Annotated in this window: 11 protein-coding genes and 1 tRNA gene; 7 read left to right on the top strand and 5 right to left on the bottom strand. The window is 61.3% G+C overall.

Annotation, left to right across the window (positions count from 1 at the left end; translation table 11 throughout):
* Nucleotides 1-2 precede the first annotated feature (2 nt).
* The 5 genes from ACOSV0_RS09625 to ACOSV0_RS09605 all read left to right on the top strand — a co-directional run bounded on the left by ACOSV0_RS09625 (nucleotide 3) and on the right by ACOSV0_RS09605 (nucleotide 9,257).
* Nucleotides 3-842, top strand: coding sequence for a hypothetical protein (locus tag ACOSV0_RS09625; protein WP_434110102.1), 840 nt, complete (start codon nucleotides 3-5; stop codon nucleotides 840-842).
* Between the two features lie 141 nt (nucleotides 843-983).
* The gene (locus ACOSV0_RS09620) at nucleotides 984-2,108 is read left to right on the top strand and encodes a hypothetical protein (RefSeq protein WP_434110101.1); all 1,125 of its coding nucleotides are present in this window, start codon (nucleotides 984-986) and stop codon (nucleotides 2,106-2,108) included.
* Between the two features lie 118 nt (nucleotides 2,109-2,226).
* On the top strand, nucleotides 2,227-6,399 hold the full coding sequence (locus tag ACOSV0_RS09615) for a hypothetical protein (protein ID WP_434110100.1): 4,173 nt from the start codon (nucleotides 2,227-2,229) through the stop codon (nucleotides 6,397-6,399).
* Between the two features lie 756 nt (nucleotides 6,400-7,155).
* Nucleotides 7,156-7,232, top strand: a tRNA-Asp gene (locus ACOSV0_RS09610).
* 87 nt (nucleotides 7,233-7,319) lie between these two features.
* Nucleotides 7,320-9,257, top strand: a complete 1,938-nt coding sequence (locus tag ACOSV0_RS09605) for a SurA N-terminal domain-containing protein (RefSeq protein ID WP_434110099.1) — start codon at nucleotides 7,320-7,322, stop codon at nucleotides 9,255-9,257.
* Nucleotides 9,258-9,398: 141 nt separating this feature from the next.
* Here the strand turns inward: ACOSV0_RS09605 and ACOSV0_RS09600 are convergent, their stop codons facing one another.
* Both ACOSV0_RS09600 and ACOSV0_RS09595 read right to left on the bottom strand, forming a co-directional pair.
* Nucleotides 9,399-9,740, bottom strand: coding sequence for a hypothetical protein (locus tag ACOSV0_RS09600; RefSeq protein WP_434110098.1), 342 nt, complete (start codon nucleotides 9,738-9,740; stop codon nucleotides 9,399-9,401).
* A gap of 118 nt (nucleotides 9,741-9,858) precedes the next feature.
* Nucleotides 9,859-10,563, bottom strand: coding sequence for an arylesterase (locus ACOSV0_RS09595; RefSeq protein WP_434110097.1), 705 nt, complete (start codon nucleotides 10,561-10,563; stop codon nucleotides 9,859-9,861).
* On the opposite strand from ACOSV0_RS09595, the gene ACOSV0_RS09590 reads away from it, so the two are divergent.
* Nucleotides 10,562-11,248, top strand: a complete 687-nt coding sequence (locus tag ACOSV0_RS09590) for an ABC transporter ATP-binding protein (RefSeq protein ID WP_434110096.1) — start codon at nucleotides 10,562-10,564, stop codon at nucleotides 11,246-11,248. The genes ACOSV0_RS09595 and ACOSV0_RS09590 overlap by 2 nt on opposite strands.
* Before the next feature lie 198 nt (nucleotides 11,249-11,446).
* On the opposite strand, the gene pgi is transcribed toward ACOSV0_RS09590, so the two are convergent.
* The 3 genes from pgi to ACOSV0_RS09575 form a co-directional block, all read right to left on the bottom strand.
* The gene (pgi, locus tag ACOSV0_RS09585) at nucleotides 11,447-13,069 is read right to left on the bottom strand and encodes a glucose-6-phosphate isomerase (protein ID WP_434110095.1); all 1,623 of its coding nucleotides are present in this window, start codon (nucleotides 13,067-13,069) and stop codon (nucleotides 11,447-11,449) included.
* Nucleotides 13,070-13,466: 397 nt separating this feature from the next.
* Complete coding sequence (locus ACOSV0_RS09580) at nucleotides 13,467-15,092, bottom strand: NAD(P)H-hydrate dehydratase (RefSeq protein ID WP_434110094.1); 1,626 nt, start codon at nucleotides 15,090-15,092, stop codon at nucleotides 13,467-13,469.
* Nucleotides 15,093-15,223: 131 nt separating this feature from the next.
* Entirely contained in the window at nucleotides 15,224-16,522 is a 1,299-nt protein-coding gene (locus tag ACOSV0_RS09575) for an FAD-dependent oxidoreductase (protein ID WP_434110093.1), read from the bottom strand.
* A gap of 339 nt (nucleotides 16,523-16,861) precedes the next feature.
* On the opposite strand from ACOSV0_RS09575, the gene purL reads away from it, so the two are divergent.
* Entirely contained in the window at nucleotides 16,862-20,947 is a 4,086-nt protein-coding gene (gene purL, locus ACOSV0_RS09570; RefSeq protein WP_434110092.1) for a phosphoribosylformylglycinamidine synthase, read from the top strand.
* Nucleotides 20,948-21,048: the final 101 nt, after the last annotated feature.

The following is a 21,048-nucleotide window of genomic DNA, read 5'->3' as shown; positions in this document are numbered from 1 at the left end:
ACATGGAGAAGCAGGCCGAAACTTTGAAGGAGCTGCGGACGGTTATTGCGGCGCAACAGGAGCTCTTGCGAATCGCGTTGTACATGATGACGCAAGGACCGATTACTTTCAGCGATCAAGAGTTGACGTGCATCCTGGCGCAAGACCAGGCGCGCGCAACGTGTGCGGTTGCCATGGGTGCCGGTCAGTCGCTTAACACCATCCTGAAGCTGTCGGACGATCAGGGCATTGGCATCCGCGACCTGTACCCGATTGCTCGCTCGGTTGTGGAAGGCTTTATCAATGCAGCCTTCTTCGTAACGCAGTCCGTTGAAATCTCGCGCCGGGCACTGGTGCACCGGCACTTTGCAGCGTGGAAGCACCACAACCGCATCATTGGCAATGGCGACATCATGATTGCGATTGGCGCAGCCGATCCCAAGCTGGAAGCAGCAAGGCTGTTCCCGGACTTCGCGGGGAAGGGGAAGGAATCGTGGACTGCGCTAAACGCTGTGGATCGTATTGGCAGAATAGGCAAGGTGGTCAAGGCGTCTGCTGGTGCGTTGATCGGTGCATACGGTGGCATCTACGCCGTGTCCTCCGAAGTCATCCACGGCTCTGTGTACGGAATGAGCTACTTTTACAGCGCCCATGTCCGGGAGCAAACCGTTGAGGGTTTCAAGTCGGGAACCATCGAGCAGGTCATCGACATACTGATAGCGGTCTCGCACGCATCCAGTGGCTTCCTGTCCGCATTCTCAAACGTACAGAGGCTCGGTCCTCTCGTCCTCGCCGAACACGACGTCTTTAAACGCTTGTTCAAAGTGACGACGGGCGACGAATGGGGAGGGCAGGACGAATGATTGCCGTAAGTGTGTCACGCAGCATCGTGGCGAACATCGCTAGTGCGTGTGCTTGGGAATTCCAGCCCAGATTCCCCGGGCTGTCGGCCTGACCAAGTGTGAGTTAACGCCCGTTGAACCTAACAATAGACGCGAAATTCAGTGATCTCTTCCCACATTGCCGACCGACTTGTGTTCCATCGTTCTACACCGCAGATCACGATCGGCGAGTACGAGCGACGCCGCGTGATCGAACTCGGCGAGTGGGTGGCAGGGCGGGACCGGATCTATCTGGATAAGTGCTTCTGGATTCACCTGCGCTCCGCGCGCACGCGCGCGCCAAGCCCGCCGGGCGCGTCGGATCTGCTGGATTCACTCATGACTGGTGTCTCCGCTGGACGGTTGGTGTGTCCCATCAGCGATGCCCTGTTTCTTGAGCTAATGAAGCAGTCGGACCCGGTAACCAGGGGTGCAACGGCCGAGCTGATTGACGAGCTGAGCTGCGGCATCACGCTTAGCCCAGAGCCGGCACGTGTGGCGACGGAAGTGGCGCACTTCCTCCACGCAAACGCTGGGTACAGCGTTCATCCGCTGGAGCACCTGGTCTGGACGAAGGTCCCGTACATTATGGGGAGCCAGCATCCGGTCGCCTCAGCCTTCCCAGAGGATAAGCGACTCGTCATTCAGAAGGCGTTTTTCGACCATCTATGGGAGATCTCTCCGTCGACGATAGTTGCGACCATCGGGGACGCTCGGCCGTTCGCTTCGACATTCGTCGACATTGCCGATCGGCTGAACCGTGACAACGCGGCGCATTCCCTATCGATGAAGAACTTCGCGCAGGTTTATCGTGACGAGATCAATGGCGTTCTGGAACTCGCAGCTCCGATCGCCGCTGACGTGCTGCACCACATAACCGTGAAGTCCCTGGGCCCGGACATCCAACCGTCGCCGGATGAGCGGGAAGGAATTACGAGACAGTGCCTCGGTTTGCTACGGGCAGCAGTTCGGAAACCCGCCGGTCGGCGGGCTCTGCGCACGCTGCAAGTCGGGGCACTGTTGCATGCAGCGCTACGTTGGAATCGCACGCAAAAACTGGATGCTAACGATCTGTTCGACTTCCATCATGCTGGCGCGGCGTTAGGCTACTGCGACGCCCTCATGACTGACGGGCCGATGCACACGCTTCTGAAGCAGCGACACTTGGCTATCGAGCGCGATTTTCCATGCCGAGTTATGTCTTCCGTTGAAGAAGCTGCCATCTGGGTCCGACATCGAGTCACGTGATCTGCCGAAGCAGCTCTCGTAGCTGGTGAAGTTTACTCGGAGGTCTACCAGAGCTGTAAAGTCCCAGTGATCGCCATGTTGGCCCGACGTTCAGCAGTATCTATCACAAAACATATCTATGCTCGATTTGACCAAAGTTCGAATGGCGAAGGGGAGCCAGGCTGCTGGCTTTGAAGAATTGTGTGTACATCTGGCCGACGCCATATGCCAAGAGCCGGTACGTGATCGGCAACGCGTCCATGGCGCAGGCGGGGATGGTGGTGTGGAGGCGATTGTGATCACCGAGAGTGGTCGCCGCATCGGGATTCAGAGCAAGTATTTCCGCGACAACCTTGCGTCGACCCAGTGGACCCAGATCAAGGAGTCGGTGCGTCAGGCGATGCTGAAGCATCCTGACCTCTCAGAATACGTTGTCTGTGTGCCGCGGGACCGGACGCCTGGGCAGATTGCTACTTGGAACACATTGGTTACTGGCTGGAGGTTCACGTATCCGGGGCTTGTGGTGACTTGGATGGGGCAATCCGAAATCACCGGATTCCTTATTCAGCCGCAATGGTGTTACCTAGCCACCTACTGGATTGGAGTTCCCGAGTATTCACCGACTTGGTTGAGCCAGAAAATAGATCAGGCGATATCTCAATTGCACCGAAGGTTCACGCCGGATCTCCACAATAAGACGCAAGCCGAAAAGGATCTCGCTGTATTGCTTGCTCTGCCGGATGCTCTCAGCGAGTATCAGGACCTATGCCGAGATCTGGCCGTTAGGACACGAGATCTGACTGGAACGCTGTCGGGCCCAATTGAGAACGCGCCGTGCGCATTGACGGTAGCAAGTGACAACGTGCGGGTAGCGCTGCGCGATGTGTTTGACGGCATGGCGGATGGGAAACTTCTGGCTCAAGATTTTCGGTTTGCATCGGCCCTGAACTCGCTGGTCCAGTCGGCGAGGGAACTTGCGCAGACAACACGCGAGCAGGAACGATTATCGCGCGAGCTTGATCCGGACACAGAGCGGTGCCCTATTGAACAATTGGTCAGCATCGGCAGTATGGCGCGAGGCATCTTGTCATCGGCTATGAGCGTTCACCGGACGTTTGTGACCCGGCAGGATGCACTGCGTCGCCCACTATGGTTGCTGACCGGAGACGCAGGCATTGGGAAGAGCCATTTAATGGCGACAGCAGCGCAGCAGTTGCTCGAACAAGAGGCGGGCGCGGTGCTGTTGCTGGGAGAGCAGTTCCTCGAAGGCCGGCCGCTTACGCAACAGATTACCGATTTGTTGGGTTGGGAGCATCGCTTCGCTGACCTGCTGGCCTGCCTTAGGGCACAGTCGGAAGCCTCCGGTCGGCCGAGTCTTATCCTGATCGATGCCATCAATGAGTCTCCCACACGAGGCTTGTGGTTCTCGCATCTTCATCAACTGATTCAGGCAATCGAGGCGTCTCCTGGCGTGCATCTCGTCCTGTCCTGCCGAGAAGACTGGTTGCCAAAATGCGTATCGCAGCAATTGATAGATTCCGCCTTTAGGGTGGTGCACGCCGGCTACGACCTGGATTTTGAAACGGTGGTCAACGCATACTTCCGCGGATATAACGTGTCTGCCGACGTCTTTCCTTCGTTTGCGCCAGAATTTCGCAATCCATTGTTTCTGAAGACGGTTTGTGAAACCTACGCGGATCGGAAACTTCCTGATGAGCCGCTGTCTTTTGTGGCCGTTCTGGATGCATGGGAAAACCGTATCTGCGAAGACATTGAGCGAGCGATCGATTGTCGCAAGTCGATCGCGACGAAGGCAGTTGAGCGAATCGTCGAGCGGATGGCCGCGCAGCACGCTGCACATATCCCGGTTGAGGACGCAGAAAGCATCTGCATTGAGCTCTTTCCTGACCGAACCGCAACCGGCTCGTTGTACAGCAGGCTGCGGTCATTTGGTGTCATCGAAGAGGTAGTGCGTGATGATGGTACCTACGTCCGATTGCAGTACGAACGCTTCTACGACGTCAAGGTGGCGAGGGCCGAACTGCAGCAGTTTGAAAACGTCGCCGCATGGTCGCGGTTTTGGTGTGAACAGGTTTTGCCGCATTTGGACTGGTGGGATGTCACGTCCCATGCGCGTCTCTTTGCATACGCATTGCTGCTGCCCGAAATTTTCAATCTCGAGCTTGTAGAATGCACATTCCCCGAACCGGACGAGACCGGATATTCGCCAAGGGATATAGTGTGGGACACTTGGTTGGAAGCGCTAGCGTGGCGACAAATTCCGTCAACGCATGCTCGTATTAGACATTTGTTCGCCGAGTGGGAGCAGACGGGTGAGCCGCCCGTCGAAGTGTTCAACCGTCTGATGAACTTTGCCGCGATTGAAGGTCACCCTCTCAATGCAGACTTTCTGCATTACATGCTGTCGTCAAAAGCGCTTGTCGAACGTGAGGTCTTTTGGACCATCCAACTCGGATATGAGGACTTATCTGAGGGAAAGGGTGAATTGCAGCGCTTCGTTCGTTGGTGTGACGCGGCCGGCCCTCGCTGCTCGGATGAACAAGCTAGGCTGGCCGCCAATGTGCTGCTATGGCTTACGTCGACAACTAACCAGAAGAATCGCGATCGCGCGACGGACAGCGCGATTCGTTTGCTTCGGGGGCGGTCGGGCCCAATATCTCGGCTCGTTCAACGCTTTTGGGAGGTCGATGATCCCTACGTGAAAGAGCGTCTACTTGCCGTAGTCGCGGCGCTAGTACCAACCCTGACCGGTAAAGACCTGCAAACGCTAGGCAGTATAGTTTGCGAGCAATTTTTTGGAGGCAACCAAGTTCCGCCCAACCTCCTGCAACGCGAGTATGCTCGCTTTATCGCCGAATACTGTATTCACCAAGGCGTCCTGTTCGGGGAGCTTCAGGCGCGGGTGCGGCCGCCCTATCACACGGTGATACCAACCATCTGGTCAGATGCTCAGGTAAAGACGCTGGAGGATGATCCCATCTTCGCAACAATCAGGCGTTCGGTGCAGCCCGAGGACAGGGGGCACACGTATGGCGATTTCGGGCGCTATGTCATGCAAAGTGCGGTGCGGAATTTTACTGACCCGGCAGCGGTAAATCCGGATGCCGAGAGTTTGTTCGAGCGCTATCCTCGGGAGGACGCAGGCGTCGCGAAGCGGTTTATCCTCCAGAGGGTAGTGGAGCTAGGATGGCCGGATGAGAAGGGGGAACTCGACAGATTCGAGCGATCCATCGAATCGAATGGGCGCCAACGTCCACCGATGGAGCGTGTTAGTAAGAAGTTCCAATGGATCGGTCTTTACGAATATCTTGGATACCTATCGGACCATCGAAAGCTCAGACGGTCGTCGGACGAGCTCGTTGACTTTTCCAGCGCGTCAGAACTCTTTCTGCGCGATTACGACCCTGCGCTTCCGTTTTTCCCCAAGATGGCTGGCAAGGGTGTGCTTTCAGCTCAGATGGAAACAGCCGCATACAATCCCATTCCATCAATGGATGGAGAGGCCTCCCGCGCGGCTTGGATCGCATCGGACTTCGAGGACTTCAGTCGGTACCTGCATGTAAACATCGACGATGAGCATAGGCTCGTATTGTCAGCCCATCTGAGCTTTGATGAACCATTGCCTTTCGGCATCGGCAAAAAAAGCGTGCAGCACGCAACCCAGTGGGTGAATCTCTATAGTTTCATAGTGCCTGCGGAAAATGCCATGGAACTAGGTGCGCGGCTTCGCGAGCGCACGTTCTGGGGGCGCGGCGTCGAGTTACCCAAGGCTTATGGGGGATGGGTGACCGAGTATCCGTGGCACCCGATGCTGGACGAGGTAGAGCGAGAATGTTCGTCAGGGGATAGGTTCCTGACTGAAGCGGACGGTTTATTCCATGGCACTGTCTGCTCCGTCGGCGGCGAGGCAACTCCTTTTGCGCTACCGTCGCCTGGTGTCTGTCGCGAGATGAGCGAATCTCCGTTAGGACCGTTGTCGGCACCGGAACAGACTGAGACGGGCGACTTCGTGATCAGAGCACGAAACGGGCGGGAAGTATTCTTCGGTAGTGTTGGCAGCAGCGCGGTGGTCGCGGCTTCGTACCAGGAATTTATGGGTTGGCTGGGCGACAGAAACTGGTGCCTTGTATGGTGCGTTCTAAGCGAACGAAGCATCCAGCAAGATACGGAACTACTGGCTGAGTCGCATCAAAGCGCAGTCGTTGTATTGCGTCCATTCGAAAAACCGGTGCGCATCCTCGCGAAGCGGAATGACTGGAGAAAAGACGAGAATGTAGACTTTCAGCTGTAGCATGCTGACGGTATCTGCGACGGTACCGCGTTCCACAAATCGTCGTGAGACGGTCCGTGTTCGCGATTTTTTGCTGCCGGGAGCGTGGCTTTTCCGCTGCGGGCCGGCGAGAGCCGCTAAGTGCCAGACGGAATTTTCGGTACGGCTGACGGTATCGACGACGCGTGACCAAGCAGATACGCCGCCCTCACAAGGCTCCAGCCCGTAGGTTGACAATCGAGTGGGTATCGTTGGTCAGGATATCTCCAAACTCAATAGTCGCGGCGCATGGAGGCCAACGCGCGGTATTGGCTCATCAGAACCAACATCTTGCAGCCATCGGGCTACCGGGTGCCAAGCTGACGGATTGTCTCAGGAGACCCTTTGGAAGCAAGTCACGTGGCACGATCTCAAAAAACCACTTCCCAAGGACTGGCAGGCGGACGTCGGCGAAAGCCGGCACTCTATATAAATAGTGTCCAGGGTATGTCCGTTGCCGGGGGGGGCGGGAATCCGGACCTAACACTTCGATGGGTTGCGGGTAACATAAGAGGCGCGATGCCTTCGGGTTAGCTGGCGCGACCATATTTCCGTTGCCAAGCCGCGACATTTGCGGCAGAATTCTGGATCGTTGTATTTTTCGTTGTATCCGCTGGATCGAATTGTGTGGGCGCCTTACCCCATAAGGCTTCGCTGGGTGTTTTCGAACCCCTCAGCACCACCAGTTTCAGATTCGGTTAAGTGTTTCAGCGCAGTTGAAGCGCAGTTGAAGTATAAGGAGTGGTAGTTCAGTCGGTTAGAATACCGGCCTGTCACGCCGGGGGTCGCGGGTTCGAGTCCCGTCCACTCCGCCAGTATCCTCGAAAGGCGAACTCCGGTTCGCCTTTTTTATTGCCCGCTGTTGTAAGATCGGGCGTTCTGTTTTTGGCACTCGTTCACGCATGCTCGATTTTTTCCGCAATCACAAACGCCTGATGATGTTCATGCTCATCCTCGTCATTGTGCCGGGGTTGGGTTTTGTGGGTATTCAAGGCTTCCGCGGCTTCTTTGACGAAAGTGCAAACGTCGCCAGCGTCAACGGTCACAAGATTACACGCGCGGAGTATGACGACGCGATGCGTCAACAGCTCGACCGCGCCCGTCAAATGCTCGGCGCGCAGTTCGACATGAAGTCGTTCGATACGCCGGCGCGTCGCAGCGAAATGCTCGACGGCCTGATCGAGCAGCGTGTGCTGGCCGACGAAACGCAGCGCCTGCATCTGACCGCATCTGACGACGCCGTGCGTCGCGTGCTGTTGAACGATCCGGTGATTTCCTCGCTGAAGAATCCTGACGGCTCGATCGACGTCGACCGTTACAAGCAGTTGCTTGCAATGCAGGGCATGACGCCTGATCAATACGACGAACGCGTGCGTTACAGCCTCGCCATGCAGCAGTTGCCTGGCAGCATTCAAGGCAGCGCCTTCACGTCGAAAACCCTCGCACAGCATCTCACCGAGCTCGCCGAACAGCAGCGCGAAGTGCAGGGTATCGCATTCCATCCGCGTGACTATGCAGCGAAGGTGCAGCCGACTGACGCGCAACTGCAGGCGTATTACGACGCGCATCGCAACGATTTCGCCACGCCGGCCACGGCAACGATCCAGTACCTGGTGATGTCGCCGGCAACCTTGTCTGCCTCCGTGCAGCCGGGCGACGCCGACCTGAAAAAGTACTACGACGACAACATCGCGCATTACCGCACGGACGGTCAGGTGCGCGCGAGTCACATCCTGATCGCCGCGCCGAAAGATGCCAGCGCGGCTGACAAGGCCAAGGCAAAGCAGAAGGCCGAAGAGGTGCTCGCGCAGGTCAAGGCCCATCCGGATCAGTTCGCCCAGATCGCACAGCAGGACTCGCAGGATCCGGGCTCGGCGTCGAAGGGCGGTGACCTGGGTTACTTTGGTCGCGGCATGATCGCCGGTGGTCAGGCGTTCGACGACGCGGTGTTCGCGCTCAAGAAAGACGAAGTCAGCGGTATCGTGCAGACCGACTTCGGATATCACATCGTCAAGGTCACGGACGTGAAACCGGCCGTCACCAGGCCGTTCGACGAAGTGAAAGATCAGATCGCAAAAGACCTGAAAACGCAGTTGGCGAGCAAGGCATTCAGCGACGACTCGGAAGGCTTCACGTCGATCGTCTATGAGAAGGCGAAGAGCCTGCAGCCTGCTGCCGACAAGTACAAGCTGCAACTGCAAACGGCCGCGATAACGCCGCAACCGGATCCGAAGCTGCCGCCTGACAGCCCGCTGAACAACGCGAAGTTCCTGGCAGCCGTGTTCGCGAACGATGCGGTCACCGCGCGCAACAACACGCAAGCGATCGACGCCGGCAGCAACACGCTGATTGCAGCGCGCGTGACCGATTACAAGGCTGCGGCCGTGCCGGCGCTCGACGCCATCAAGGATGCAGTGCGTCAGAAAGTGATCGCGGTTCAGTCGAACGAGGCCGCTCACAAAGACGGCATCGCCAAGCTGGCTGAGTTTGACAAGTCGAAGACCACGGCAGGCTTCTCGTCGTCGCTGAAGGTTTCTCGCAATGACGCACAAGGCGTGCCGCCGGCTGCATTGAGTGCAATCTACAAAGCGGACGCGCAAAAATTACCCGCCTACGTCGGTGTGGATCTTGGCGACGACGGCTATGCGATCTATCGCGTGAACTCGGTCGTTGCCAGTGCCCCGATCGATCCGCAGCGTTTGGCGGCGGCGCAGCAGCAGATTGCACAAGTCAATGCCCAGTCCGAAGCAGAGGCTTACGTCGAGGCACTGCGTGCTCGCTCGAAGGTGAAGTTCTACGGTTCGCTCGACAGCAGCAATGCCCAGGGAAGCAGCGAATAAGCGCCGGCTCCAGCGCGCAAGCAGGTCAAGCGCGCAGACGCAAAAAAGCCCCGCAAATTGCGGGGCTTTTTCATTTGACGAGTGCAAGCTCGTCAAACGGTTTGCCTGGGAGTGCGGCTTGTCATGCCGCCGGCTCCGGCTCTAGAGGCAAGCGCTAATCGAACTGGTGGCATCGCTGCCTGCAGCGCCATTGGCGCGGAAGCCGACCCACGAACCCGGGCCGCTGTAGGACGGCCGTACAACGGCGGCTGCGCCGTTAGGCGGCTGTTGACCCGGCACATAGACATCCACGGCCTGATCGTTGGCCAGGGTGTCTTGCGACACGACTTGCTGCTGCGAGCCATCGGCCCACTTTTGCGCGATGCACGTAGCGACGGCCTTCGGTGGCTGCTGGCTTTGGCCTACCGATTGGACGCCAGCAGGCGGTTGAGCGGCGCATGCAGAAATTGCCACGGTCAAAGCGATTAACGGTAAATATTTCACGTTATCTCCTCAGAAGTCACTCAGAATCGAGCTGGGTGATGCGGGATTACGAAAGAGTCGGATAGACCTTACCGATCCGCGTTCCCCAATTAGCGGAGACAAGTTGTTCGCGAGCTTTTCAGTGCGGCGAACTTGTCCGAAGGAGTGGCTTGACAGCCGGCCACACGTTGTTGAGTAGCACTGGCTGTGCCTGCTGTGTGGGATGGATCTGATCGGCCTGAAACATGTCCGGTTTGTCGGCGATGCCGGCCAGCAGGAAAGGCACTAGCGGCACGCGCAGTTGCTTCGACAGTTCGCCGTAGAGGCCGTGGAACTTTTGCGTGTAGTCGGGGCCGTAATTGGGCGGCACATACATGCCGATCAGCACGACCTTCGCGTGACTTTGTTGAGCCTGCTCAATGATCGTGCGCAGATTGTCTTCAGTCGTGGAAAGCGGCACGCCGCGCAACGCGTCGTTGGCGCCGAGCTCGACGATCACGATACTCGGCTTGAGCCGTTGCAGGAGTGCCGGCAAGCGAGCCCGGCCGCCGCTCGTGGTGTCGCCGCTGATACTTGCATTGGCGACGCTATAATCGATTCGCTCATCGGTGAGGCGTTGGCGCATCAAGGCAACCCAGCCAGTGTCACGGGGCAAGCCGTACTCGGCCGAGATGCTGTCGCCGAGCACGACGATCACCGGCTTGGCCTGTTCGGGCGTATTGGCCGCATGGGCTGGGAAGGGCAGCGAAAACAGGGTGACGGCCAGCACGGCGGAGCCGAATGCCGTAGTCAGCGCCGGCGCGCGAGGCGCTACGGCGCGCACTTTCAACCTACGCTTCACCATGCTAAACAAAACTGATCCAGTCATTGAAGTGCGGGGTTTGTGCAAGAAGGTTAAGGATGCAACGGGCGAACTGACGATTCTCGAGGACATCGATCTTGCTATCGATGCCGGCAGCAGTGTGGCGATCGTCGGTGCATCCGGGTCGGGCAAGTCTACGCTGCTCGGCTTGCTCGCAGGATTGGACAGCGCGAGCTCGGGGTCGGTTCGGCTGCTCGGCCGCGAACTCACCGAACTGAACGAAGACGAGCGTGCCGCGCTGCGCAGCGGCTCGGTCGGTTTCGTGTTTCAGTCGTTTCAACTCATGCCGCATTTGACCGCGCTTGAAAACGTTACTTTGCCACTTGAGCTGCAAGGTGGCATCGGAACGCGTGACGCCGCGGCGCGCGCGCGCGGATTGCTGGAGCAGGTGGGACTCGGCCAGCGCGTGAGGCACTATCCGAAGCTGCTGTCGGGCGGCGAGCAGCAGCGGGTTGCGCTCGCGCGTGCGTTTGTCACGCATCCGGCGATCCTGTTCGCCGACGAGCCTACCGGCAGTCTCGATGCGGCAACCGGCCACGCGGTGATCGATCTGATGTTCGAGATGAACCGCGCGAACGGTGCCACTTTGATTCTCGTTACGCATGACGTCGAGTTGGCACGACGCTGCGATACGACAGTGACGATCGAAGCGGGGCGGTTGGCCTAAGCGAGCCGCTCGCACGCAATCATTCGTGCAGAAGCACAAAAACACAAAAGCAAAGCGGGCCGCAGTGATGAACTGGGGCCCGCTTTTCATTTCATCTAACGCGCTTCAACGCAGCCAACCTGACGCGGTGAAGCGAACAATTGAACGATCAGATCAGCCAATGCGGCGCGAGGAGCAAAGCGCGCCGCTCACGCTTCCTTATCGCTTCAACGCGGCCCGCGCCCGCGCGATCAACGCCGAGGTCGACGAGTCGTGCTTCTTCTCATCGACGCTTTCCGACGTCAGATCCGCCTCGACCACCTTGCCGAGAATCTTGCCCAACTCGACGCCCCATTGATCGAACGGATTGATGTTCCATACCGACGCCTGCACCAGCACCTTGTGTTCGTACAGTGCGATCAATGCGCCGAGCGAGCGTGCGGTGAGCGCATCCACAAGTAGCGTACTGGTAGGACGGTTGCCCGGAAACACCAGATGCGGCGCCAGCTCCGGCTTGTCCGCGCCGGCGACCTTCTTCGCTTCTTCGAGCGTGCGGCCCAGCATCAGCGCTTCGCTTTGCGCGAAGCAGTTCGCCAGCAGTTTCGGATGATGACTGACGAGCGGATGCTCCGGCGTCAGCACGGCGATGAAGTCGATCGGCACGATGGTCGGCCCCTGGTGCAGCATCTGGAAGAAGGCATGCTGACCATTCGTGCCCGGTTCACCCCAGGTCACGGCGGAGGTCGGGTAGTCGACCATCGCGCCATCCAGACGCGCCGACTTGCCGTTGCTCTCCATCTCGAGTTGCTGCAGGTACGACGGCAGGAAATGCAGCGCTTCCGAATACGGCGCGACCAGATAGCTTTGCGAGCCGAAAAAATTGCGATACCAGATGCCGATCATGCCGAGCAGCACCGGCAGATTTTTTTCGAGCGGTGCGTCACGGAAATGCTGGTCCATTTCGTTGGCGCCGGCCAGCAGTTCGTCGAACTGCTTCGGCCCGATCGCAATCATGATCGACAAACCGACCGCCGACCACAGCGAATAACGCCCGCCGACCCAGTCCCACATCTCAAACACATTCTCTTTCGCGATACCGAACCTGACCACTTCGGCCGGGTTCGCCGACACGCCGACGAAATGCTTCGCCAGCGCGCTTTCCGGGCACCCTTTTTCGACGAACCAGTCGCGCAGCGAGCGCGCGTTGGTCATGGTTTCGAGCGTGGTGAAAGTCTTGGAGACGATGATCGCGAGCGTCTCTTCGGGATCGATCTGCTGCATCACGTTGTACAGATCCGCACCGTCCACGTTCGACACGAAGTGTGTGGTGATCTCCGGCGTGGCGAGATGATGCAGCGCGTGTACGACCATCTTCGGCCCGAGATCCGAGCCGCCGATGCCGATGTTCACGACGTAGCGAATCCGCTTACCGGTGTAGCCGGTCCATGCGCCGCTGCGCACCTGATCGGCGAATGCGGCCATCTTCGCGCGTTCGGCCTGGATTTCGGCATGGAACGGCGCTTTGGGATCGGTGGCGCGCAACGCCGTGTGCAACGCGGCGCGGCCTTCGGTCGGGTTGACGACTTCGCCCGCGAACATCGCGTCACGGCGTTTCTCGACGCCGGCTTCGCGCGCGAGTTGCACCAGCAGTTTCAGGGTTTCGTCGGTGATGCGGTTCTTCGAAAAATCGGCCGCGAGACCGCCGCCCGCGAACGCAAAGCGCTCGGCACGGGTAGGGGCGGGATCGTTCTCGGGGGCGAACCAGTCGCGCATGTGCGCATCGCGAATCTTTTCGTAATGCGTTTGCAGCGAGGACCAGGAGGGGAGCGAGTTCTGCGTCATAGCGTCCGTCTAACGAAGGGGCACGAAGAAAGGCGCGCGCGTGAAGCGCTGCCGAGGATGATGCGACGATGCTGTTAGAGCGATGCCGCGCGACCGGGTTCGCGGTGGATTGCGGTGAAGCTTCACGAGCCTGGCAGGGGATCGAACCGGCTCGCTGAAGCTTCGCTGCAACTCGCGATGATCTGACGCGCGGCGCAGTCACTCAGTATAGCGGCGTTGCGTGACGGGTGGCAGCGGTTTGGGCGTCGCATGCAAATTGTGGGATGAGTTGGCTCGTTTGGATTGGCCCATTGGGGCTGATCCATTCTGGTTGGCTCAGTGGGGCCGACCTATTCGGGTTGGTCAATTCGGCTTGGTCGATTCGGAGCGCTCGGTTTGAAAGGTCCCAGAGGTTGCTTTACTCAGCCGCGGCGGGATAGAACATACGATTGAGCAAGGTCCGCACCATCGGCGCGAGTTCGCCCGCCGTCAGGCCGGCCGGGCCGCAACCTTGCGCGCTCAGCCGGTCGGCGGCGAGGCCGTGCAGGTAGACGCCCGCCAGCGCCGCTTCGTAACGCGGCAGGTGCTGGGCAAGAAACGCGCCGATGATGCCCCCCAGCACGTCGCCCGTGCCGCCTGTCGCGAGCGCGGCGTTGCCGGTCGGATTGATCGCGACGCGGCCGTCCGGCGCCGCGATGACGGTGCCCGTGCCCTTCAGCACGATCACGCTGGCAAAGCGCGCGGCCAGCGCCCGCGCGGCGGCGAGGCGGTCGCGTTGCACGCCGGGCGCGTCGGTGCCGAGCAGGCGCGCGGCTTCCAGCGGATGCGGCGTCAGCACGCACGGATCGCCCTGTACGCCACGCGCGGTGACTTCGGCCGCGAGCGACGGGTCGTTCGACATCAGATTGAGCGCGTCGGCGTCGAGCAGTTTGGGCACGTCGAGCGGCAGCACGTCGTGCATGACACGCGTGGCGCGGTCGCGATGACCCATGCCGCAGCCGACGGCGAGCGCGTCCATCTTGTCGAGCGGCAGATCGTCGATGGCGTGCAGCATCAGTTCGGGATGCGGCGGATCGTAGGGCGGGGCGCCCTCGCCGAGCAGGGCGACGTGCACTTTACCCGCACCGGTGTAGAGCGCCGCGCGCGCGGCGAGGATCGCTGCGCCGCACATGCCGGTGTCGCCGCCGACCACGGCGAGGCTGCCGAAGGTGCCCTTGTTGGTGGCGAAGTCGCGCGGCGGCAGGAAGGCGGCGAAAAGCTCGGGCGCGTTGAGTTGCACGGCCGAACGGGTCGAGCTGTCCACGCCGATCGGCGCCACGATCACGGTGCCGGCGAGGTCGCGGCCCTGCGCCGTGAAGAGGCCGGGTTTCGCGCCGATGAAGGTGATCGTGTGCGTGGCATGGACCACGGCGCCATCGCGCTGGCTTTCGCTTTGCCCTTCGCCTTGTCCACGCTTTTCGCCGACTGCCGTGCCGGTGTCGCTGTCGAGACCGCTCGGCGTGTCGAGCGCCAGAACACCGCCTTTTCTGGACTTGGCTTTCGTGCGCTGCGAGAGTTGGCGGGCGATGGTGGCAAAGACGCCTTCCAGGGGGCGCGTCAGGCCGATGCCGAACATACCGTCCACCAGCCATGTGTAGCTTTCTAGCGAGGCCGGCGGCGTCGTGGTGATGGTTACACCTGCTGCCCGGGCCGTGTCGAGCGCCCAGCGGGCGTCGTCCGGTTTGACTTCTAGCGGCATGCAAAGGTCGACGGCGATACCCGCCCGGTGCAACTCCGCGGCCATGATCAAGGCGTCGCCGCCATTGTTGCCCGGGCCTGCCGCGACCCATACCTTGTGCTTCGATTTCTCGATCGATGTGTCGCGCGTGATCCGTTCTTGCAGGTAGCTCGCGGCTGCCTTGCCGGCGCGGGACATCAGGGTGTGCTCAGGTAGCGCCGCTGCGGCCTGGGCCTCCAGGATTCGCAGGTCGGTTAGCGTGAGTAGCGGCAGCGCCCGGTTGTGCGGGCTGATCAAGGTCGGGAGCGTGGATTCGGACTCTGTCATGGCGAGGCTTGGCGTTCACCTTTGGCAAGGTGAGATAGCTTGGGGAGCCACTATGGTAGTGCCGATATGCGCCGGGCGCGCGTCGTGTTGGCCTGGGGCGCCTCCGGCCCGCTCCAGCGCGGGCTCGCTCCTTACTGGAACCGGTCCGCGCGCAGTGCCGCCAGCGTGTCCGCGGGGACGTCGGGAGTCTGCTCCGAGATCAGGTCGGCGATCAGTTTGCCCGCCCCGCACGCGAGGCCCCAACCGGCAGGCCCGTGACCGGCGTTCACGAACAGCCGCGGGTGAAGCGCATTGCCGACCACCGGCAAACCGTCCGGCGACAGCAGTTTCACGCCTTCCCACGGCAAGGCCGCGGAAATCCGGGCCGCGCCTGGGATCCAGTCATGAGTCGCCTGGCCCAGCAGCGCCAGCGCTTCCTTGGTCAACGCCTCGCCCAGCGGCTTGTCGATCTGTCCGGCGCTCTGCAGGACCGCTCCGCCCGCAATCCGCAGGCGATGATTCATGCGGCTGATCGTAATCCGCTTGACCGCGTCCACGATCGCGACGTGCGGTGCGCATTCCTCATGCGCAATCGGCGCCACCAGGTTATGCAGGCGCAGCGGATGCAACGGCAGGCGCAGCCCCAGGCGTTCGAGCAGCGGCAGGCTGCCGTAACCCGCGGCGACGACGATCGCATCGGCGTTGATCACGTCGACTTCGCGTGAACGCGATGCCGCGCCCGGCCGCGGCGCCAGTTCCACCGCCGCACGCTGACCTTCGAGACGGATCGCCGCGACTTCGCAGCCCAGCATGAATTGCACGCCGCCCTGCGTATCGAGGGTTTGCTTGATCAGTTTGGCGAAAAGCGGGCAGTTGGCGGTGCGCTCGTGGTCGAACAGCACGCCGCCGGCGAATTCCGGCTCGGTCCGCACCGAATGCTCGTACGCGGCGCATTCGGCCGGCGTCAGCACGTGGTGCGGGACTTCGTATTGGCGCAGCAGATCGAGCGCAGCTTGTGTCTGCTGCCATTCCTGCTCGGCACGCACCAGATAGAGCAGGCCGCTGGCCTGTTCGAATTCCAGTCCGAAGCGCGCTTCGATATCGGCCATTGCGTCACGCGATGTTTCGATCAGCGGACGCAGTCGCGCGTACTGGCGGCTGAAAGCCTCCGGCTCCTGCAAAGCGCCGAGCTGCTTGACGAACTGGCGGGCCGGCCCGTTAAAGCCGGCCTTGCTGATCACGCCGTTTCTCGCGCCCTGGCGGCTTGCCATGAAGGTCGGACCGAACCAGACGTCGAGCGGCGTTGGCAGCACGGTGCCGCCGTGCCCATAGGTCGCGCCTTGCGCGACCGTTGCGTGGCGCTCGACGACGCATACCCGGTGGCCGGCCGCGCGCAGTTGATAAGCGGTGGCGACGCCCGCAATCCCGCCGCCAATGACGATGACATCCATGATCTGATTCGATTTGCCGGCGGGCCGCCGAAATGCCGCGTTCCCGTTAAGCGTGGCATGCGGCGCGCTGCCCGGCTTGGCTCGGGCCGCTCGCGCCGATCTGATGAAAGGGCGAATGATAGCAGTCAAACCGATGGCTCTGCCACGCGGGCGCGCGGCCGGAGCGCCGCGACGGCGCAGCCGGGCCGCCCCGCGGACCCCACCAAAACCCTGGCGAGAAGCCCGTTGGAAGCCCGTTCCCGGGGTATAATCCCGGACTTCCTTTCCGCCTCACGTCGCCTTCACGCGCGACTCATCGGCATCACTCATCGGCATCATTAGCGACGCAACGTCAAGTCCATGGCCCACTTCTCGTGTTTCCCCGGCGCTTCGGCCCTTTCCGATTTCCGTCAAACCCGCCTGCTCGACACGCTAACGCGCATCGACGCCAATATCACCGGCGTGCGCGGGCAATATCTGCACTTCGTCAACGCGCAAACCCCGCTTTCCGCGGAAGACAACGCGAAGATCGAAGCGCTGATGCACTACGGCGATCCGCTCGAAGCAACCCAGGAACGCGGCACGGCCGAAACTTTCCTCGTGGTGCCGCGCTTCGGCACGGTGTCGCCGTGGGCCAGCAAGGCAACCGATATCGCGCATCTCTGCGGCCTGACGCAGGTGCGTCGCATCGAGCGTGGTGTCGAATACACGGTCACGCTGAAAAGCGGTCTGCTGGGCGGCAAGAAAGCGCTTTCTGACGAAGCCCGCGCGGCCGTCGCCGCGGCGCTGCACGACCGCATGACCGAAAGCGTGTCGCCCTCGCGCGACCACGCGCTTCACCTGTTCGACGAACTGCCGGCCAAGCCGCTGCAAACCGTCGACGTGTTGAGCCATGGCCGTGGCGCGCTGGAAGCGGCGAACACGGAACTGGGCCTCGCGCTTGCCGACGACGAAATCGACTACCTCGTCGACGCCTTCACGAAACTCGGCCGCAACCCGACCGACGTCGAGCTGATGATGTTCGCGCAGGCCAACAGCGAACACTGCCGCCACAAGATTTTCAACGCCGAGTGGACGATCGACGGTGAGAAGCAGGACATCTCGCTGTTCAACATGATCCGCAACACGGAGAAGCTGAATCCGCAGGGCACGATCGTCGCGTATTCGGACAACTCGGCGATCATGGCGGGCGGCGTGGCCGAGCGCTGGTTCCCGCGCACGTCGGCCGAAGCCGGCGACCACGCGTTGCCTGAGCACTACCGCCGCAATGTCGAACTGACGCACACCTTGATGAAGGTGGAGACGCACAACCACCCCACCGCGATCTCGCCATTTCCGGGCGCCTCGACCGGCGCGGGCGGCGAAATCCGCGACGAAGGCGCAACGGGCCGCGGCGCGCGTCCGAAGGCAGGGTTGGCGGGCTTCACGGTGTCGAACCTGGAGTTGCCGGGCGGCGTCGAAGCATGGGAAAACGCGCGCGACACCGCGCAGCCGCTCGCGCATCGCAATCCGGACGACAAACACGAAGCCTACGGCCGTCCCGACCGCATCGCTTCGCCGCTGCAAATCATGATCGACGGCCCGCTTGGCGGCGCCGCGTTCAACAACGAATTCGGCCGGCCGAATCTGGGCGGCTATTTCCGTGCTTACGAGCAGAATGTCGCGGGTCTGGTGCGCGGTTATCACAAGCCGATCATGATCGCGGGCGGCATCGGCAATATTTCGGATCAACACACGCACAAGCACGATCTGCCGGAAGGCTCGCTCCTGATCCAGATCGGCGGCCCGGGGATGCGCATCGGCATGGGCGGCGGCGCCGCCAGCTCGATGGCGACCGGCACCAACACGGCCGAACTCGATTTCGACTCGGTCCAGCGTGGCAATCCGGAGATCGAGCGCCGTGCGCAGGAAGTGATTAACGCGTGCTGGCAGCTCGGCGAGAAGAACCCGATTCTGAGCATTCACGACGTGGGTGCGGGCGGTTTGTCAAACGCGTTCCCGGAAGTCGTGGACGGTGCGAGCAAGGGCGCGATCTTCGATCTGCGCAAGATCCAGCTGGAAGAGAGCGGTTTGTCGCCGCGCGAAATCTGGTCGAACGAGGCGCAGGAGCGTTACGTTCTGGCGATTGCGCCGGCCGATCTGCCGGCGTTTCAGGCTATGTGTGAGCGCGAGCGCTGCCCGTTCGCGGTGGTCGGCACGGCTACGGCGGAGCGTCAGCTGAAAGTGATCGATTCGGAAGCGAACGGCGACGCCGCGCACGAACCGGTCGACATGCCGATGGAAGTGCTGCTCGGCAAGGCGCCGCGCATGCATCGCGACGTGAAGCGCGTCGAGCAGAAACTCGAGCCGGTGGATGTCACCGGTATCGCATTGTCGGACGTGGCGGTCAGCGTGCTGCGTCACCCGACGGTGGCCAGCAAGTCGTTCCTGATCACGATCGGCGACCGCTCGGTGGGCGGCACGACCGCGCGCGATCAGATGGTCGGCCCGTGGCAAGTGCCGGTGGCCGACGTCGCGATTACGACGATGGACTACGCGGGCTTCCGCGGCGAAGCGATGACCATGGCCGAGCGCACACCGCTCGCCGTGATCAACGCGCCGGCGTCGGGCCGCATGGCGGTCGGCGAGGCGGTCACCAACATCGCGGCTGCGCCGATTGCGTCGCTCGATAAGCTCAAGCTGTCGGCAAACTGGATGGCTGCGTGCGGCGCAGCAGGCGAAGACGCCGCGCTGTACGACACGGTCAAGGCCATCGGCATGGAGTTGTGCCCGGCGCTCGGCATCAGCATTCCGGTCGGCAAGGATTCGCTGTCCATGCGCACCAAGTGGGAAGACCGCGGCGTCGCGAAGGAAGTGGTCGCGCCGGTCTCGCTGATCATCTCGGCATTCGCGCCGGTCGAAGACGTGCGTCAGCACCTCACGCCGCAACTGCGCCGCGCAAGCGAGGTGGGCGATTCGGTACTGATCGCGATCGACCTCGGCCGAGCCAAGCATCGTCTGGGCGGCAGTATTCTCGCGCAAGTCACGCAGCAGGTTGGCGATACGGTGCCGGACGTCGACGATCCGGAAGATCTGAAGCGCTTTTTCACGGCGATCCAGTCGCTCAATAGCGACGGCAAGCTGCTCGCGTACCACGACCGTTCAGACGGCGGCTTGTGGGCAACGGTTTGCGAAATGGCGTTTGCGGGCCACGTCGGCGTGTCGCTGAATGTCGACATGCTGGTGCTCGATCCGAACCACGAATCCGATTTCGGCGACGCGAAAGACTGGGCCAAGCAGACGAGCGGCCGTCGTGAAGACCGCACGATCCGCGCGCTCTTCACCGAGGAACTCGGCGCCGTGATTCAGGTGCGCGCGGCGGACCGCGACGCAGTGCTGGTCGCATTGCGTGAACACGGTCTGTCGGCATGCTCGCACGTGATCGGCAAGATCAATGATCGCGACACGATCGAAATCTATCGCGACGCGAAGAAGATCTACGAAGCACCGCGCACCGAATTGCATCGCGCGTGGAGCGAAGTGAGCTGGCGTATTTCGCGTTTGCGCGACAACCCGGCTTGTGCCGACGCCGAATACGACGCGCTCTCCGACGCGGCCGATCCGGGCATCTCGCCGATCCTCACGTTCGATCCTTCGGAAGATGTGGCCGCGCCGTTCATCGGCAAGGGCGTCCGTCCGCGCGTGGCGATCCTGCGTGAGCAGGGCGTGAACTCGCACCTCGAAACGGCCTATGCATTCGACCGCGCCGGCTTCGACGCGCACGACGTGCACATGAGCGACCTGCTGGCCGGCCGCGCCAACCTGGCGGATTTCGCCGGTGCGGTGGCGTGCGGCGGTTTCTCGTACGGCGATACGCTGGGCGCCGGCGAAGGCTGGGCCAAGGCGATCCGCTTCAACTCGCAACTCGCCGACATGTTCGCCGCGTTCTTCGGCCGTGAAGACACGTTTGCGCTGGGTATCTGCAACGGCTGCCAGATGATGAGCAGCCTTGCATCGATGATCCCGGGCGCGGAAGCCTGGCCGAAGTTCACGCGCAACAAGTCGGAGAAATTCGAAGCGCGCTTCTCGCTGGTGGAAGTGCAGGCTTCACCGTCGATCTTCTTTGCCGGCATGGAAGGTTCGCGGATTCCGGTCGCAATTGCGCACGGCGAAGGTTACGCGGACTTCTCGCAGCAGGGCGATGCGTCGAAAGTGGCGGTGGCGATGCGTTTCGTCGATCACCGTGGTCAGGCAACGGAGCAGTATCCGTTCAACCCGAACGGTTCGCCGAATGGCATTACGTCGGTCACGACGCCTGATGGCCGCTTCAGCGTGCTGATGCCGCACACCGAGCGCGTGCATCGCGCAGTGCAGATGAGCTGGCATCCGGAAGGCTGGGGTGAGGGCAGCACGGACGCGAGCCCGTGGCTGCGCGTGTTCCAGAACGCACGCCGCTGGTTGGGTTGATGATGCGATGAGGGCCGCCGCTCGTCGCGGCGGCTTCATTGCATTAGCGGAAGCAAAGCAGAACCCGCAGCAATAAAAAAACCGCCCGAGGGCGGTTTTTT

The sequence above is a fragment of the Paraburkholderia caffeinilytica genome (genome assembly GCF_051027425.1).
Lineage (GTDB): Bacteria > Pseudomonadota > Gammaproteobacteria > Burkholderiales > Burkholderiaceae > Paraburkholderia > Paraburkholderia caffeinilytica_A.
Note: the sequence above shows the minus strand (reverse complement) of the source record. Positions and strands in the feature narration are given on the sequence as shown.

What these genes read in the sequence shown, in the direction of transcription:
- ACOSV0_RS09575 (WP_434110093.1), bottom strand. Translation starts at nt 16,522, where the DNA reads ATGGATGTCATCGTCATTGGCGGCGGGATTGCGGGCGTCGCCACCGCT.
- ACOSV0_RS09615 (WP_434110100.1), top strand. Translation starts at nt 2,227, where the DNA reads ATGCTCGATTTGACCAAAGTTCGAATGGCGAAGGGGAGCCAGGCTGCT.
- ACOSV0_RS09605 (WP_434110099.1), top strand. Translation starts at nt 7,320, where the DNA reads ATGCTCGATTTTTTCCGCAATCACAAACGCCTGATGATGTTCATGCTC.
- ACOSV0_RS09580 (WP_434110094.1), bottom strand. Translation starts at nt 15,092, where the DNA reads ATGACAGAGTCCGAATCCACGCTCCCGACCTTGATCAGCCCGCACAAC.
- ACOSV0_RS09595 (WP_434110097.1), bottom strand. Translation starts at nt 10,563, where the DNA reads ATGGTGAAGCGTAGGTTGAAAGTGCGCGCCGTAGCGCCTCGCGCGCCG.
- ACOSV0_RS09590 (WP_434110096.1), top strand. Translation starts at nt 10,562, where the DNA reads ATGCTAAACAAAACTGATCCAGTCATTGAAGTGCGGGGTTTGTGCAAG.
- ACOSV0_RS09625 (WP_434110102.1), top strand. Translation starts at nt 3, where the DNA reads ATGGAGAAGCAGGCCGAAACTTTGAAGGAGCTGCGGACGGTTATTGCG.
- purL (WP_434110092.1), top strand. Translation starts at nt 16,862, where the DNA reads ATGGCCCACTTCTCGTGTTTCCCCGGCGCTTCGGCCCTTTCCGATTTC.
- pgi (WP_434110095.1), bottom strand. Translation starts at nt 13,069, where the DNA reads ATGACGCAGAACTCGCTCCCCTCCTGGTCCTCGCTGCAAACGCATTAC.